Annotated in this window: 10 protein-coding genes; 7 read left to right on the top strand and 3 right to left on the bottom strand. The window is 64.0% G+C overall.

Annotated elements, in window-relative coordinates; translation table 11 throughout:
• Window positions 1-5: 5 nt before the first annotated feature.
• From ASR47_RS15385 to tssF, 3 genes are read right to left on the bottom strand one after another with little or no spacing between them, the layout of a single operon-like run.
• Window positions 6-260 (bottom strand): PAAR domain-containing protein, encoded by a 255-nt coding sequence (locus ASR47_RS15385; RefSeq protein WP_065308677.1) that lies wholly within the window; start codon window positions 258-260, stop codon window positions 6-8.
• On the bottom strand, window positions 257-1270 hold the full coding sequence (gene tssG / locus ASR47_RS15380) for a type VI secretion system baseplate subunit TssG (protein ID WP_082988959.1): 1014 nt from the start codon (window positions 1268-1270) through the stop codon (window positions 257-259). Before tssG ends, ASR47_RS15385 begins: the two co-directional genes overlap by 4 nt.
• A complete protein-coding gene (gene tssF, locus ASR47_RS15375) occupies window positions 1234-3039 on the bottom strand; it encodes a type VI secretion system baseplate subunit TssF (protein ID WP_065308676.1) in 1806 nt (601 codons plus the stop codon). The genes tssG and tssF overlap by 37 nt, the downstream gene beginning before the upstream one ends.
• A 179-nt stretch (window positions 3040-3218) precedes the next feature.
• Here tssF and tssK point away from each other — a divergent pair, with 179 nt between their 5' ends.
• From tssK to ASR47_RS15340, 7 genes are all read left to right on the top strand, one after another.
• On the top strand, window positions 3219-4565 hold the full coding sequence (tssK, locus tag ASR47_RS15370) for a type VI secretion system baseplate subunit TssK (RefSeq protein WP_065308905.1): 1347 nt from the start codon (window positions 3219-3221) through the stop codon (window positions 4563-4565).
• Window positions 4566-4759: 194 nt separating this feature from the next.
• Entirely contained in the window at window positions 4760-7750 is a 2991-nt protein-coding gene (locus ASR47_RS15365; RefSeq protein WP_171898957.1) for an ATP-binding protein, read from the top strand.
• Entirely contained in the window at window positions 7747-9930 is a 2184-nt protein-coding gene (locus ASR47_RS15360) for a sensor histidine kinase (RefSeq protein ID WP_065308674.1), read from the top strand. Before ASR47_RS15365 ends, ASR47_RS15360 begins: the two co-directional genes overlap by 4 nt.
• A 171-nt stretch (window positions 9931-10101) precedes the next feature.
• Window positions 10102-12306, top strand: coding sequence for a GGDEF/EAL domain-containing response regulator (locus ASR47_RS15355; RefSeq protein ID WP_065308673.1), 2205 nt, complete (start codon window positions 10102-10104; stop codon window positions 12304-12306).
• Between the two features lie 1156 nt (window positions 12307-13462).
• The gene (locus tag ASR47_RS15350) at window positions 13463-14350 is read left to right on the top strand and encodes an LLM class flavin-dependent oxidoreductase (protein ID WP_082988958.1); all 888 of its coding nucleotides are present in this window, start codon (window positions 13463-13465) and stop codon (window positions 14348-14350) included.
• Between the two features lie 8 nt (window positions 14351-14358).
• Window positions 14359-15759: a S41 family peptidase gene (locus ASR47_RS15345; RefSeq protein ID WP_171898956.1), complete on the top strand. Its 1401-nt coding sequence runs from the start codon at window positions 14359-14361 to the stop codon at window positions 15757-15759.
• 28 nt (window positions 15760-15787) lie between these two features.
• Window positions 15788-16939, top strand: coding sequence for a lanthionine synthetase LanC family protein (locus ASR47_RS15340; protein WP_171898955.1), 1152 nt, complete (start codon window positions 15788-15790; stop codon window positions 16937-16939).
• Window positions 16940-17023: the final 84 nt, after the last annotated feature.

The following is a 17023-nucleotide window of genomic DNA, read 5'->3' as shown; positions in this document are numbered from 1 at the left end:
CTCCGCTATAAGGAAGTGATCAGCCTGGCGCCGCAAGCCGTCTTGTCGCCGTCGTAGGCATAGGCGCGGCCCTGGTGTCTGGCGCCGGCGCCATTGGGCTGAATCGGAAAGCTGCCCTTGCATTTGGGGCAGACTGTCATGTCGCCGGCCAGCGCCGCCGCCACACCCATCACGGTGGTGCCTGAGGATGCGCTGCTGACCTTGCCGCCATGGTCGGTCTTGTCGCCCAGTCGTATCACGCCGCGTCCCTGGTGTTTCATGTGGTCCTCGCTTCCTTCAAGAGATAGCGCACTTCGGCGCCGCGTACCTGGCCATGGCTACCTGGCAGGAAAGTGCTCCAGCCCAGCCGGCGCTGCCTGGCCGGATTGCTGCTCAGCACCAGTTTGCTGATGCACGATGCGCTCAGCACCAGCCGTATTTCGACTTGCAGGCTGGGCGCGCCAAACAGTGCCAGCATCTGCGCCAGGGCTTGCGCACCGTCGCCGTGCGGCAGGAAACGTTGCAACCCGGCCTCATCCACCGGCCCCACATGCAGGCGCACGCGCCGGTCGTGGCGCCACAGCCGCAAGCCGACAGTGGCGCCCAGGCCCAATACGAAATTGCTGTTGCCTAGCCGGCTCAAACGGTTTTGCGGCAGGTAATCCCAGGCGCCGGCGAATTGCTCCAGCGCGATGGGAATGCTGCAATGGTCGGCCAGCACCTTGACAATCGCATGCGCCGAAGCGGGACGGTTGCGCAGCAGGGCCGCATACCAGGCCGCCGCATGGGTTGCATCATTGCCGGCGGGCGAGGCGACGCCGGCCAGCGCCAGCAGCATCGGCAGTTGATCGTCCCTGGCTTCGGTCGCCAGCCGGTGTTCCAGCCGGTATTTGCCGCACGCCTGGTAAAACAGCGTCACCATGCGGTGCGAAAAAATATCGAGGAAGGCCGAGGCGCCCTCGTCCCCGGCGGCGAGCTGGCTGTTGGCAATGCCTTGCGTGTAGCGCAGGGGCAGGGCGCCGCTGCCTCCCAGCAAACCGATAAACGCTGGCGTGATGGCGATGCTGCCATCGTCCTGCTGCGACAGGCGTTCGAGCTGGCTGGCCGGAAAGCCCAGCGACAGGCTGTTTCGGAAGCGCAGCACCTCGTCGAGCGCCTGTTCCGGCGGCACGCCCTGCTGGCGCAGCCAGCGCAGCAGCAGGCCCACCGCCTGCATGAACTGGTAGCGCCATGGCTCGGCCATCAGGTGGGCGATCACACCAGATATTGCATGCCGTTTCTTGGCTTGCATCGGATCAGCTCCTCTCCGCTTTGTAGCGACAACACCACCAGTTCGACAAAGCTGTTGATTTGCACATACAGGCCCAGGAACTGGTCGATGACACGCACGAACAGATACAGGCTGGCGCCGACAAACGCTTCTTCGTCTAGCGTCAGGCGTATTTCCAGGCCATGCACCAGCGACGCGCCGCGCGGGTGGCGCAGCCAGGCGGTGGCCGGGCGCTGTTCCAGCGCCACGATGCCGCCTATCTGGCGTTGCGAGGTGGCGCTCTGGGCCAGGTCGTACAGCACCAGCATTTCGCGCAGGGCCGGCAAGCCTTCTTGCGTCAGCGCATGATGATTGAGCGCCAGGTGCGACACCAGGCGCCAGTGCAGGCCTTGCCCCGGCGCATAGCGGCGCGGCGGGCTGGGCCGGCGCAGCAGCCGCAGGGGCGCGCCGCCGCCGCAAGGCTGCAAATCGCCTTGCGGCTGGCCGTGTTTGAGCGCCAAAGGCAGGTCGCGGTTGCTGCAGCTCAGCATCAACGACAGGGTGGCTTTTTCCTGGACCAGGGGATTGAAGTCGCCATCGACCAGGCTGATGGTTTTTTCATGGCCGGCGCTTTTGAGCGCCACCGCCGGGTCATCGCGCATGACCCAGTACGGCCCCGGCTGCGCCGCGCCTTCGCCATGGCGCAGGCTGTACAGGGGGCGTACTTCGCTCACGCTGCTGTCGCCGTCGCGCTGGCGCAGCAACTGCACCGATACCATGCCCAGTACCTCGTAGCCATGCGCGTGGGTGGCGTGGGCCAGTACGGCGTACTCGGTTTTCTGCCGCGTGACGGTGACCGGCACGCCGGCTTGCGGGAACAGGTTGATCACGGGACTGCAACCGGGCAGCAGGTTGGCGTTTGACAAGCTGGCCAGCATGCGCGCGCTGTCGCCGTCGGCCGGCATGCCGGTCAAGACCAGGTGCAGGGTATAGCCGCGACAGCCGGCCGGCAGGCGCGCTTGCAGCGCCGCGGTGTCGATATCGACGAAATTGAATTTTTCAGGGTAGGCAAAATACTCGGCCAGGATGCGGTAGGCGCTGTGTGACCGCGCGCCAAACGGCAGCAAGGCCTCCGCTTCGGCAAAGCCCACCGGTGCCAGCGGCGGCGCAGGCAAGGCCAGCCATTGCCCGTCGGCGCCTTCGACCCAGGCGCTGCCCGCATGCAGCAACAGCGCGTCGTGCAGCGCGGCGGCAAACGACGGTTCGCCATCGATAAACAGGCGCAGCGTCGGCGGCGGCTTGCCGTGATGCGCGATATTGATGCTGATCACCGCGCTGGCGCCCCCCGGCAGGCGCACGGCGGGCGGCGCCTTGATCCTGGTGTCGAAAGTGGCGGCCGTCAACGCCACGTCGCCCGCCGCCATATCGTAGACGGCGCTGAAACGGCAGCGCACGCCGCGCACCAGGGGGGCATCCATCAGGCTGCCGGCCGACAGGCGCAGCACCGTGCCGTCAAGCGCGGGCGGCGCCAGGCGCACGATCGCGCAGGACGGGAACGGCCGCAGATAGTGCGGAAACAGGGTCTCGAACAGGGCGTGCGTGAATTGGGGATAGTCATCGTCGAGACGCTTCGAGATGCGCGCCGCCAGCATGGCCACCGACTCGATCAGATGCTCGACGTGGGGATCTTCGCAAGCCTCGCCCGACATGCGCAGCTTGCCGGCGATGCGTGGATAGCGCTCGGCAAATTCGCGGCAATGTGTACGCAGCATGACCAGTTCGCGTTCGAAGTACGGCAGCAAGGTTTCCATGCGGTGATGCGCCTGGGCAGCGCCGGAGTCGTTGGAGTGACCAGTATCAAAGTGTTTTCCCACAGGCAATTTGCGATTGCGCAAAAATCCCGTGCTACTTGCTGCGCAACATCAATGACTTTCGTACTGGCAACTTCAGACTGGCAAGCTCAGATTCCATCATTGCAAGGGAGCGCAGCGTGACATTGCCGTCAAAATTATTATGGTCGGAAGGCCTGGCCATTGGCCCGCAGCAGTTCCAGCAGCTGGACCGCTATCATGAAGCGCGTTTGCAGCGACTGGCGTCCCTGATCAGTCCGCACCTGTGGGGCGTGCGCGCCGTCAACTGGAATGCCGATGCGCTGGCCAACAACAGCTTGCGCGCCGACACCCTGTCGCTGGTGTTCCAGGACGGCGAACTCTATGAGGCGCCGCTCGGCGATGCCTTGCCGGCCGCGGTCGACCTGTCGCTGCTGCCGTCCGACGAGCACAGTTTCACCTTTTACGCCGCGCTGCCCGCCATGAAGGCGCATGGCGGCAACCTGGCGGCGGGCGCGCGCTATCAGCAGACCGATATCGAAACGCCCGACCTGTACAGCGAGGCCGTCAGCGTGCCCGTGGCGTATCTGAAAAACCAGGTTTGCCTGCTGTGGCATGGCCAGCCGCGGCACGACTATCTGGCCATCCCGCTGGTGCGCCTGCGCCGCGGCGGGCGTGGCGGCTTCGAGATCGATGCGTCCTGGCTGCCGCCGTGCCTGGCCATCGATGCGCACGCGGCGCTGCAAACGATGCTCGACTCCCTGATCGAGCGCCTGGGTGCGAAAATCGCCTCGCTGTACAGCCGCCACCGGCAACCGGGCCACCATGCGGTGGAGTTTCACGGCGGCGACATGTCCTCGTTCTGGATGCTCAATACCCTCAGCACGGCGATCGCCACGCTCAGCCATTGCGTCAGCCATGGCCGCCACCATCCCGAGCAATTGTTCGGGCATTTGATGGCGCTGGCCGGCGGCCTGATGACGTTTTCCAGGAAATACGCGTTGAAAGATTTGCCGCGCTACCAGCATGACGATCCCGCCCCAGGCTTTGGCAAGCTGGACTTCATCATCCGCGACCTGGTCGACACCGTGCTGCTGTCGCGCTATTTTCCGATCGCGCTCGACATCGATCCGGAAAAAAGCACCCACTATCATGGCGTGCTCGATGCGGCGCAAGTCAATCCGCAGACCACCCTGTGCCTGGCCGTCAATGCCGATTTGCCGGCACTGGAGCTGGTGGCCGTGGTGCCGCTGCAATTGAAGATTTCGTCGCCCGGGCAGATCGATGTGCTGGTGGCGCGCGCCTTGCCCGGCGCCGGCTTGCGGCATCTGGCGCAGGTGCCGGCTGAAGTGCCGGTGCGGCCGCATACCTGCTATTTTGCGATCGAGAACAAAGGCGCCATCCACGAAGCGATGATCAAATCGCAGGCGATCGCCATCTACGTGCCGTCGGGCATCCGCGGCCTGGAGTTGGAATTGTTCGGCATCAGCGCCGCCAGTGCCGTGTAGCTGGTGCTTAAAATGATTCTTTAAGGAATGGACTTGCCCGCATTGTTGACGTTATCATGTTTTTGTAAGTGTCAGTAGCACACACGAAGACGGACAGGGTAGGCATGGACATGGGCGTTGCGGGCAAGGCGCCGCGTGGGCTGATGCCTGGCGGTGGGAAGCGATGGACGGCGCTGCGGCGCTGCAGCCGCGCATTGCTGCTCCTGCTGGCCTGTGCCTGCGTGCATGCTGCTGACAGTGGGCCGGCCAGCCTGGCCGGCAAGCGCGTGTTGTTCCTCAGTTCCTACGACTATGGCCGTGCCGGCGTCGAATCGTATACGCGCACTTATATGCGCGCCATGATGGACGGCGGCCTGGCCAGCGAAGACGTGGTGGTGGAGTTTCTCAACCTGAACACCTTGAGCGAGCCGGTGCTGCGCGCCAAGATGCGCGAATTGTTGCTATTGCGATACAGCGAAGGCTCGGGCCACCAGGCGGACCTGATCGTTGCCATGCAGCAGCCGGCGCTCGACTATCTGTTGGCCGAGCTGGCGCCGCTGGCGCACGCCGCGCCAGTGCTGGCAATTAACAGTGCGGGCGAGCCGCTGCCGGCGGGCAGCCCGGCCGCCATCTGGCAGCAAAAGGCCAATGTCGATTTCGCCGGCACCCTGGCGCAGGCCATGGCGCTGTTTCCGCAGACCCGCGAGATCGTCATGGCGGTCGGCGTCAGCGCGGCCGACCAGGCGCTCAAGCGCCGCATGCAGCAGGCGGCGCAGGCCTGGCAGGGCAAGGTGGCGCTGCGCTACCTCGATGGCCTGACCCTGGCGCAGATGCGCGAGACGGTGGCGCACCTGCCGCCCGATGCGCTGCTGGTGACGGGCAATGTCAACCGCGATGTCGCCGGCAGTCTCGCCACGCCGGTGCGGTTTGCCACGCAGCTGGCGCGGCTGGCCAATGTACCGGCCTTTGGCCTGTATGACAGCAACCTGGGGCAGGGCATCCTCGGCGGTTCCATCCTCGATATTGAAGATGCGGCGCAACAGGTGGCGCGCATGTCGCTCGATCTGCTGGCCGGCCAGGCGCCGGGCGCGCCGGGCCGGCTGCTGCCGCCCGCCCATCCGGTGCCGATGTATGACTGGCGGCAGATCGAGCGCTGGGATGCCGACATCAGCCGCCTGCCGCCGCACGCCGTCTTCCTGAACCGTCCGCTCAATGTGTGGCAGGAACACCGCGCCGTGGTGATGGTGGTCGGCGGCGTATTCATGATCATGGCTTGCCTGCTGAGTGCCTTGCTGCTGCAGCAGCGCCGCTTGCGGCGCGCGGAAAGCGAGGCGCGCGAAAGCGAGCAGCGCTTCCGCATCCTGGTCGAGCATGCGCCCGAAGCGATCCTGGTGTATGACGTGGATCTCGATCTGTTTGTCGACGCCAACAGCAGCGCGCAGCAGATGCTGGGCATGTCGCGCGAGCGCCTGCTCGCTTGCGGACCGTTCGACCTGTACAGCAGCGAGCAGCCCGACAAGCTGCCGCTGGGGCTGATGGTGGAAGAGCATCTGCGCCTGGTGATGCTGGGCGAGACCATCCATGTGGAGCGCCATATCCGTCGCGCCGACGGCAGCGTGTTTCCGGCCGAAGTGCGGATGGTGCGCTTGCCGATGGACGGGCGGCGCCTGGTGCGCGGCGGCATCGTCGACATCAGCGCGCGCAAGCGCGGCGAGCAGGAGTTGCTCGGCTACCGCGACCATCTGGAGGAGCTGGTACAGCAGCGCACGGCCGCGCTGTCGGTGGCGGTGACGGAGGCGCAGTCGGCCAACCGCGCGAAAAGCGTTTTTCTGGCCAACATGAGCCATGAGCTGCGCACGCCCCTGAATTCGGTGATCGGCTTTTCGCAGATGATGGCCGACTCGACCAGCATGTTCGAGGAAGAAAAACACAACCTGGCCATCATCAACCGCGCCGGCCACCATTTGCTCAGCCTGATCAACGACATCCTGGAACTGTCGAAGATCGAAGCGGGCCGCATGCAGCTGCAAGCCAGCCCGGTCGACCTGAACGGCCTGCTCGACGAAGTGATCGAGATGGTGCGCATGCGCGCGCGCGGGCGCGGCATCGCCCTGTGCGTGGAACGCGCCCACGTGCCGCCGCTGGTCCGGCTCGACGGCGCCAAGCTGCGCCAGGTGCTGCTCAACCTGCTGTCGAACGCGCTGAAATTCATCGAACAGGGCAGCGTGACCCTGTCGCTCGATTGCCAGCCGGCCGGCGATGGCCAGGTGCTGCTGGCGTTTGCGGTGCGCGATACCGGCACCGGCATCGCGGACGCCGATCTCGAACGCATCTTCGAGCCCTTCGTGCAGGCCGACAGCGCCGCCGCGCAGGCTGGCACCGGCCTGGGCCTGAGCATCTCGCGAGAATTCGTGCGCCTGATGCAGGGGCAGCTGCAGGTCGAATCGACTGTGGGCCAGGGTTCGGTGTTCCATTTTTCGCTGCGCGTGCCCGAGGTGCTGGCGCAAACCGCCTTGCCCATGCGGCCGGGGCGGGTGTGCTGCCTGCCGCCGGCCCAGCGCGGGCGGGCGGTGCTGCTGGTGGACGATGATGGCAATTGCCGCAAGCTGCTCGCTGGCCTGCTGGCGCCGCTCGGCTTCGTGCTGCAGCAGGCGTCCGGCGGCGCAGAGGCGCAGGCGCTGCTCGCCGCGCAGCGTTTTGACCTGGTGCTGACCGACTGGCGCATGCCCGGCATGGACGGCTTGCAGCTGGCGCGCTGGCTGCGCGGCCAGGCCGGCATGGCGCAGCCGCGCCTGGCCATCATGACAGCCTCCGCCTTTGAAGAGGAAAAGCAGGAAGCGCTGGCGGCCGGCGCCGACGCCTTTTTGCGCAAACCGATCGAGCAGGAGCACCTGTTTGCCATGCTGGAACAGCAGCTGGGACTGCGCTTCCTGCGCGAGGAGGCGTGCGCCGCGCCAGTGCTGGCGCCTGGCGCCGAGCCGCTGGCGCTGGCGCCTGGCGAGCTGGCGCTGCTGGCACCGGGCGAGCGCGCCGCGCTGTTTGAGGCCGTCAGCGCGCTCGACCTGCGGCGCAGCGCCATCGTGCTGGCCAGCCTGGCCACGCGCTGGCCGCAGCTGGCCGCGCGCCTGGCCGCCATGCTGGAACAGCACCAGTACCGGCAAATGTGCCAGTGGCTGGCGCAGGACACCGATCAGGGCCAGCCATGAACGAGGAACAGATCAAGGACAAGGGCAAGCCGGGACGCCTCGGCAACGTCTCTATCGTGCTGGCCGTCAGCGTGGCGCTGACCTTTGTCGTCACCTTGCTGCTGCTGGTGTTCGCGGTGCTGTTCTACCAGTCCGAGCGCGCGCAGCGCTGGCAGCAGTTGCACCGCACGGTGTCGGTCAGCGCCGACCAGCTGGCCGTGGCGGTCGAACTGCCGCTGTGGAATCTCGATGAAAAGCAGATGCAGGCCATCATGCGCAGCATCCTGGGCAACCGTGAACTGCACGCCATTGCGCTCACGCCGGCGATCGGCAAGGAGACCATCATCCTGCGCCGCAGTGCCGGCGGCGCCATCGTCAGCCTGGAACTCGAACCGGACGACCCATCCTTGCTGGCCGAACGGCGCATGGTGACCCTGAGCGGGCAGATTATCGGCGCCGTCGCCGTGTACGCCGAGCCGTCGGTGCTGCATGCGCAGCTGCGCCAGCGTGCGCTGGCCATCGGCGCCATCATCGTCGGCCTCGACGTGATCCTGGTGGCCAGCATCTGGCTGCTGATGTGGTGGCTGATGCTGCGGCCATTGAAAGCCATCGGCCAGTATGCGGCCGCCGTGCGCGCCGGCCAGCCGGTGGCGGCCGGCATGCCGCCCAAGACCTGGTTCCTGGGCGAGCTGCGCACCCTGTACCGTTCGATCCGCGACATGGTGGCGCTGCTCGACAGCCGCTACCGCGCGCTGCAGCGCAGTGAAGAACGAGTGCAGATGGCCACCGGCGCGGCCAGCATCGGCATCTGGGACTGGAACGTGGCCGGTGGCGAACTGGAATGGGACGACCAGATGTACACGCAGTTCAAGGCCGATCCGGCGGCCGGCCTGCCGCCCGCGATGATCTGGCGCGCCTCGCTGCTGGCGCACGATATAGAACCGACCAAGCAGGCGCTGCGCGCCGCGCTCAGGGAAGGCAGCAATTTCGCGCATGAATACCGCATCCTGTGGCCGGACCAGTCGATCCGCTACATCAAGGTCGATGCGGTGCTGTTTCGCGATGGCGACGGCAGGCCGATGCGCCTGGTCGGCTCCAACTATGACATCACGGCGCACCGCGAGGCCGAACTGGAACTGCTGCGCCACCGCCACCACCTGGAAGAACTGGTGGCCGAGCGCACCGGCGCGCTGTCGGTGGCGGTGAACCAGGCGCAGGCGGCCAACCGCGCCAAGAGCGTGTTTCTGGCCAACATGAGCCACGAACTGCGCACGCCCTTGAATTCGGTGATCGGTTTTTCGCGCCTGATGGCCGATTCGCCCCACATGCAGGCCGATGAAAAGCGCAACCTGGCCATCATCCACCGCTCGGGCAAGCACCTGCTTACCCTGATCAACGAGATCCTCGAATTGTCGAAGGGCGAGGCGGGCAAGCTGTCGGCGCAATGCGAAGTGGTGGCGCTGGCGCCGCTGCTGCAGGAGGTGATGGACATGCTCGGCATGCGCGCCGAACAGCACGGCCTGCAGTTGCGTCTCGATTGCGCCAGCCTGCCGCCGGCGGCCCACCTCGATGGCACGCGCCTGCGCCAGGTATTGCTGAACCTGATGTCGAACGCCGTCAAGTTCGCTGGTCACGGTACGGTAACCCTGCAGGCACGCGGTGTCTGCCTGGAAGCTGGCCAGTGGCGGCTCGAATTTGCCGTCAGCGATACCGGCGTGGGCATCGCCCTGCACGACCAGCAGCGCATTTTCGAGCCCTTCGTGCAGGCAGACAGCGATGGCCCCAAGGATGGCACGGGCCTGGGCCTGGCGATTTCACGCGAATTCGTCTGCCTGATGAAAGGCGCGCTGACGGTGGAATCAACGCCCGGGCAGGGCGCGACATTCCGCTTTGCGATTCCCGCGCGCGGCGCCGAACTGCCGCCTGTGGCATCGGGCTCGCCGGCGCTGCCGGTGCCGCAGGAGGCCAGCCCGGCGCGTACGCTGGGCGCGCGCGACCTGGCCGTGCTGGCGCCAGTCGAGCGCGCGGCGCTGCTGGCGGCGCTGCGCGAACTGAACCTGACGCGCGTGGCCTGGCTGCTGCAGGCCCTGCCGCCAGCGGCGCAGCCGCTGCTGGCGCCGTTGCAAGCGATGCTGGAGCAGCACCAGTACCTGCCGCTGTGCGCCTTGCTGGAGCGCGATGACGGACCCTGGCCATCATGATTGTGGACTGACAACATCGGACAGGATCAAAAAATGCGCGAAAAGCGGGCTGTGGAGTGGTGCTAATTTGCAATGAAGATTATGATGTTGGAACGTAGTTCACTGCAAAACGAGTCTTGTCCAGTGCGCAAACCATCGCTGCGCCTCATCCAGAGCTGAGAGAACTGCTACATGCATCGCGATTTTCCGGAAGTCAATACGAAGGGCGAAGTGCTGATCGTCGAAGATACCCCGGCCTCGCTCAAGCTGTTGAGCGATCTGCTGGGCGGCGCCGGCTATGCCGTGCGCCAGGCGCCGAATGGCGAGCTGGCCCTGTGGACGGCGCAATCGCGGCCGCCCGACCTGATCCTGCTCGATGTGCGCATGCCCGGCCTCGACGGCTTCGAGGTCTGCCGCCGCCTGAAAGCCTCGCCCGAACTGCGCGAGGTGCCGGTGATTTTCCTGTCGGCCCAGCACGATACCGACGACAAGGTGCGCGGCTTTGCGCTGGGCGCCGTCGATTTCATCGCCAAGCCGTTCCAGGCCGAGGAAATCCTGGCCCGCACCGACGCCCATGTGCGCCTGCGCCGCGCCCAGCTGCAGCTGGCGCAGGAGCGGATCACGCTGGAGCGGCGCGTCACCGAACGCACTGCCGAACTGGAACAGGTGGCCAGCACGCTGGCGCGCGAAGTGCAGATACGGCGCGCCAATGAAGAGCTTTTGCGCCTGTCGGGCCAGGTGTTCGAGGCGACCCAGGACGCCATCCTGATCACCGACCCGCAAGGCATCATCGTCACCTCCAATCCCGCTTTCACGCGCATCACCGGCTATACCGCGCAGGACGTGCGCGGCATGGACATCATGCGCCTGCATGCCGGCGGCGCCGACGAGGCCGCCTGCGCGGCGCTGCGCCAGGGCTTGCGCGGCAGCGGCTGCTGGTCGGGCGAGGTACAGACCCGGCGCAAGAGCGGCGACACCTATCCCAGCCACCTGAGCGCGACCACCGTGTATGGCCCGGACGGTGCCGTCATCAATTACATCGGCGTGTTCCTCGATATCAGCGAGCGCAAGGCCGAGCAGCACCTGATCGATTTCCTGTCCTGGCACGACGCGCTGACGGGACTGCCCAACCGCGCGCTGGTACGTGAGCGCTTCGAGCAGCAGCGCCTGGGCGCCATCCGCGACGGCCAGCAGATGGTGCTGATGTGCCTGGACCTGGACCGCTTCAAGAACATCAACGATTCGCACGGCCAGGCCGTCGGCGACAAGGCGTTGCAGGTGGTGGCACGCTTTTTGACCGGCTGCGTGCGCGAAGGCGACACGGTGGCGCGTCAGGGCGGCGACGAGTTCCAGATCCTGCTGCAGGACGATGCGCTGCTGGGCCGCACCATGGCGCTGGCGCAGACCATCCTGGCCGGCCTGCGCGAGGAACTGAGCGTGGGTGGCGACCGCCTGGCGCTGACCACCAGCATCGGTATCGCCATGTGCCCGGCCGACGGCGACACCTTCGACGACCTGCTGCGCCATGCCGACACGGCTTTGGTGCGCGCCAAGGAAATGGGACGCGACCACTATGCGTTCTTCACCGAGCGCATGGGCAACGACATCCGTGCCCGGCTGGCGATGCAGCGGCAGATGCGCGGCGCCATCGCGCGCAACGAATTTGAAGTCCATTACCAGCCGCAGCTGTGCTTGCGCTCCGGTGCCATGCTGGGCGCCGAAGCGCTGCTGCGCTGGGACAATCCGGTGCTGGGCAAGGTTCCTCCCAACCTGTTCATCGCGCTGGCCGAGGAATATGGCCTGATCACGGCGATCGGCGAATGGGTGCTCGACACCGTGTGCGCGCAGATCCGCGACTGGCAGGCGGCGGGCCTGGGCAGCATCAAGGTGGCCGTCAACTTGTCGGGCAAGCAGTTCGCGCAGGACCGCACCGTGCCGTTCGTCGAAGCGACCTTGCGCAAATACGGCCTCGATCCCAGCTGCCTGGGCATCGAAATCACCGAAAGCACGGTGATGGGGGACCCGGACAAGGCGGTCGCCGCGCTCACCAGCCTGAAAGACATCGGCGTGAGCATTTCGCTCGACGACTTCGGCACCGGCTATTCCAGCCTGGGCTACCTGAAGCGCTTCCCGATCGATGTACTGAAAATCGACAAATCGTTTGTCGACGACGTCACCACCAGCAGCAGCGACGCGGCCATCGCATTATCAGTGATCTCGCTGGCGCATAACCTGCACATGCGGGTGATCGCCGAAGGCGTGGAGACGCGCGAACAGGTCGACTTCCTGACGCGGCACGGCTGCGATGAGATGCAGGGCTACTATTTCAGCCGGCCGCTGGCGGTAGACGCCTTCACGGCTTTGCTGCGCGAGCAGGGGCCGTTCTGCGTCATCTGATCGCCAAGATCTTCAAGGGCAGGCCAAGAGAGCACTGCCTCATCATCGAAGACGTCTGTCGCGCTTTCGACGGAGCACATCCACGTCAGCGCAAGTTATTTGTCCTGCACTGCCGATTTTGCTCGCACCACAAGTCGAATTGCACGCAGGCACCGCAGTGTCACACCGAACGGAACACCGTCATTTCACAGGGCCCGAGCGTGCAGCCCACCGCCCGACTGCGATCCAAAGCTTGTTCGCTACCGCCAAACTCAGCGAGCTTGTCCCTGCACGCTGGCTAGCCGATTCCTTGGAAAAACTGCCTGCTTGCCCCAACAGCAAAATCGACTCGCCGCTGCCGTTCGCAACCCCTACACAGGTTTAGTTTCCCACAGAAGCTGGTCGCGCTAGGTGCTTACGCAAATTCTGTCCTTTTCCCCTTACCTGCATTCAAGTCAACTCAGGGATTTGGCCAAGGATGCTTATTTCCCGAACGCATTTAGCCGCGATTAGCCGCGACCGCAAACCGCCTCTGCCCTCACTTTCGGTCGTGTTTTTGTGCGACACCCCGGCACCTTGGGCCTTGTGGCGCTTTGCCATGGCCTACGCTTGCTCACCGCCGACGTTTCGTCGCCGCACGTAGGGCGAATCGCGCACGCCGAAGCTGAACATTTTGGTGCTGAAGGGCCCGCGTGTATAGGAAATATGAGTGGAGGCCATCCTCCACGGTTCGGCGTCGGGCCAAGATTAACTTTTATTACCAATTCGTAATGTTTTGATTTGTTATTATTTGGTACATTAGGTGTGTCGTTAATTTTAAAGTGTCTACCAGCGGCCGTATATTGGTAAGACATTTTTATTAAATGTGCGGCATGGGTTTGGTATCAATAATTTATTATCGTTTGATATCACCTTGGTTATTTAAAGCGTCAAACATCAAAAAAACAACGAAAAAATAAAATTGAGAAATTTGAAGTCTAATGTATAGGCAAAGTTGCCACTGAAAAAACTGCGTATTGCTGCGTCCCTATTCCATTTGGTACCGCATGCAATGAAATTTTTTTCGTATTTTTTTGATGTGGTAATTTATTAATAAGCTAGGCCAGTAATTTAATATTTCAGATCAAGATGTATTTTTTTTGTCAAATAACGTACCCGTGGATACGAGAGCCCCAAAATGCCGAAAAAAGCTATCAAAATAGGTTTGTTGGACTTTCTGTCAGTGGACGACTCGAGCTATGCGAGGTCATTGTCAGAGGTCGTGGAGTGCGCCCAACTTGCCGATAGTCTGCACTTTTCCCGTTTCTGGCTGGCGGAACACCACGTCTGGTGCGGCAGCGGCAGTCCGGAAATGCTGTTGCCACTGATGGCTGCGACTACCAGCCAGATAAAGGTGGGCATGGCCGGCGTGCTGCTGAATTTTTACAGCCCCTACAAGGTTGCCGAGACCTTTCAGGTGCTGGAAGAGCTGTTTCCCGGCAGGATAGACCTGGGCGTTTGCCGCGGTGCGTGCGACCCGGTGATTGCCAAAGCACTGATCGAGGGTCGCGAGCTCGATCACTCGATCCTCAAGTTCGAAGAAAAAACCACGGCGCTGCTGGGCTATCTGCAAGACGGCATCGAGCTTGGGCGGTCGGTCAAACTCCCACGCGCGCCGTCAGCGTGGCTGCTGGGTACGGGCGAAGCGTCGATGCTGTTGGCCAGCAGGCTGGGTACCAGTTATTGCCACTCGCTGTTCCACAGCGGCGCGCTGCAAGACCCCAAAATTCTCCACACCTTCCGCGACCTCGCTGACAATGGCAGAACTGCACCGCAGTGCGCGCTGGCCATTGCCGGAGTCTGTGCTGAGCATGCGGCCGACGTGCCGCGCCTGCTGGCCGCCCATAGCAACGAATATGTGCTTCCCACCGTGATCGGCACGGCTGCCCAGTGCCAGGACAAGATCCTGACCCTGACCGAAGTCCATGGCGTCGATGAAATCATCTGGTTGGATCTGAGTACCACGCGTAGCGAACAGAAAGGATCATTGTCGCGCCTGGCCGCGCAGATGGGATTGTCCGGATGAAGTCACTGATGACTTTTCTGATGGCACTTTTGTGGGGAACCGCTGCGGCCGCCAACGGAGTGCGCGTTGTACAGCCGGTCACCGTCACCTTTCGGGTAACGAGCGAATGCGGTGTCGCGCAAGACGTGCAGCTCAGTGCGGACGCCGCGCTGACCACTTGTCCCGGCAAGGTCTCGGAAATCGCAGCAGTCATGCCTGCTTTGGATGTGGCGGGGCGGCGTCTATATCTCAACGCCGACCTGCGCTTGAGGACCCCCGATGCCATCAATCTCAGAATCCTGATCACCGCCTATCACGGCGACCAGGTGGCTAGCCATAGTGGCGGCGATTACCTTTTCAGCGGCGGCGTGCTGCAGGCCAGCGCGTACATCCCCTCGGAAGCGGACAAGGTTGCTGTTTTTATCCAGGTGAACAGCGGACCGGCCCAACTCGGTATCCAGTCACTGTCGCTCAGCAGGAGCAGCGCGGTGTATGCGCCAGGCCAGATGAGCGGGGACAGTGAAGCCTATCTGGAACGAGCCTTCGACAAGCTGACCCACTACTATCTGTACTACGATGCGGCACGGCTGCGCACCCTGCGCCACAGTGCAGGCATCAGCGCCAGCGGCGCCGTGTCGCCAGCCGACCTGAGTCTGACGCTGAAGGACGTGGCCCGCCTGCTAGGCGACCCGCACAGCAGGTTCCTCACGGTCGAAGAAATTCGCATCCTGGCCGCGAGCAAGGGACGCGCGCGCGCCGGCAGTCCGTCAGACGACAAGCCGATTGACGCCACACTGCTGGCGCCCGATCTGGCTTATGTAAAGCTGGTCAGCAAGGCGGCCGTCACCCGGGAAGCGCGGCAAAGCTACGCGCATCAGGTGCGCGACGTGCTGAGCAACATGCATGAGCGCGGCGCGCGGCGCTGGATTATCGATTTGCGCGAACAAAGCGGCGGCAGCACCGGGCCATTGATTGCCGGCTTTCGCCCACTCTACGGCAACATCGATGTCGGTTATACGATCGACCGCAACGGCAAGCGCAGCCGGTGGGCTTTTGGCATTCCGGGCGATAGCGACGATCAGGAGCCGTATTTCACCGGCGCCGATCCCATGTTCGATGGCGAGCGCGAACCAGTGGCGCTATTGATCGGCAACCGCACCGCCAGTGCTGGTGAAGCCCTGCTGACCGCCTTTCTGCAGCGCCGTTACAGCGCGACCTTCGGCACCGGCACTGCTGGATTGACCACCAGTGTGTTCGACCGCCCCTGGCCGGACGGTGCCAGTTTGGCCATCAGCACTGGCCGTTATGCCGACCGCAATGGTCAGGTAATCCAGGGGAAAATCGCACCCGACCATGCGCTTGATCCCCAGCCTGAAGACCACCGGGACGCGGTGCTTGAGGCCGCCCGGCACTGGATCAGCCAGCTCTGAAGTCTTCCCAGTTCACTACGAGAGAATCATGTACAGCACTTCTTTACCTATTGATCCGACACTGGCGGGACAATTGCTGGAGCGCGCCGACACCATCTGTCACAGCGTGCTGCACGACCGCAACGTCCTGGATCTGCCTTACGCCTCGTTGTCGGCCGGCGCCGCCGCGGCGGCAACGCTGATGGCCCATGGCGCGATAGCCTTGGATCGGCCGCGCTATGCCGACTATGCCTACGAATTGATGGACCATGCGCTGAGTCGCATGGACTTGGGCGCATGGTCCCTGTTTGGCGGTTCCACCGGTCTGGCGCTGTGCGCACTACAGCTTGATGCGCTGCTGGACTCCGACGAATACAGCCGCTCGCTCGACGATTATGACGAAGTGCTGCGTGCCGGATTGTCGCGGCCATGGGCTGGCCATTACGACCTGGTGTCTGGCCTGTGCGGCATCGGCGTCTACTCGGTGGCGCGCGCCAGTCGCCAGGGCGACCACACGCTAGTGGACACCGTGTTTGCACACCTGGAAGCGATGTCCAGCTTCCAGGGCGAGCGGCAGTACTGGGCCACAACGCCAGCCATGATGCCGTGGTCGCCGATGTGGCAGCGGTTGAACACGGATATGGTATGGGACGTGGGCATGGCACATGGTAATGCCGGCGTCAGCGCGTTGCTGGCCAAGGCGATCGAGCGCGAGGTAGCGCCCGCCTCGGCGACCACCATGCTGCGCAACAGTATTGCTTGGCTGCGGGCCTGCGAAATGCCACGCAGTGCGGATGGCGCTTTCCCCAATCTGATCGGCGACCCCAATCCATCGCGCGGCGCCTGGTGCTATGGCGACTTTGGCGTCGGCAATGCGCTACTGCTGGCTGGCCACGCGCTGGAAGATGCCTCGCTCAGCGACGACGGCGTGCGTGTACTGCGGGCCGCCTGTCTGCGCTCCGAAGCATCACTACAGGTGGACAACCCTTGGTTATGTCATGGCCACGCAGGCCTGGCCCACCTGCTCAACAGGACGTTCCGCGCCTGCGGCGCCGATGAACTGCTGCAGCGTGCCGGCAGCTTCTATCAGCAGGCCTTGTGTAGTGAAGCTGCGCACATGTATGGGCCGCAGGAGCGCACCACTTGGTCCTTCCTCGATGCGTATTCCGGCGAACGTGACCAGCCATTCCGGCGAACGTGACCGCTGCGCAGCGGATGGCGTTACGCGGTCAAATTCTAATCCCTGCGGTCACGATGGGTCGATATTTTTCTCCTTTTTGGCTGT

It is taken from the genome of Janthinobacterium psychrotolerans (assembly GCF_001677885.1).
GTDB lineage: Bacteria > Pseudomonadota > Gammaproteobacteria > Burkholderiales > Burkholderiaceae_D > Janthinobacterium > Janthinobacterium psychrotolerans.
This window is presented reverse-complemented; position numbering and strand designations above follow the sequence as displayed.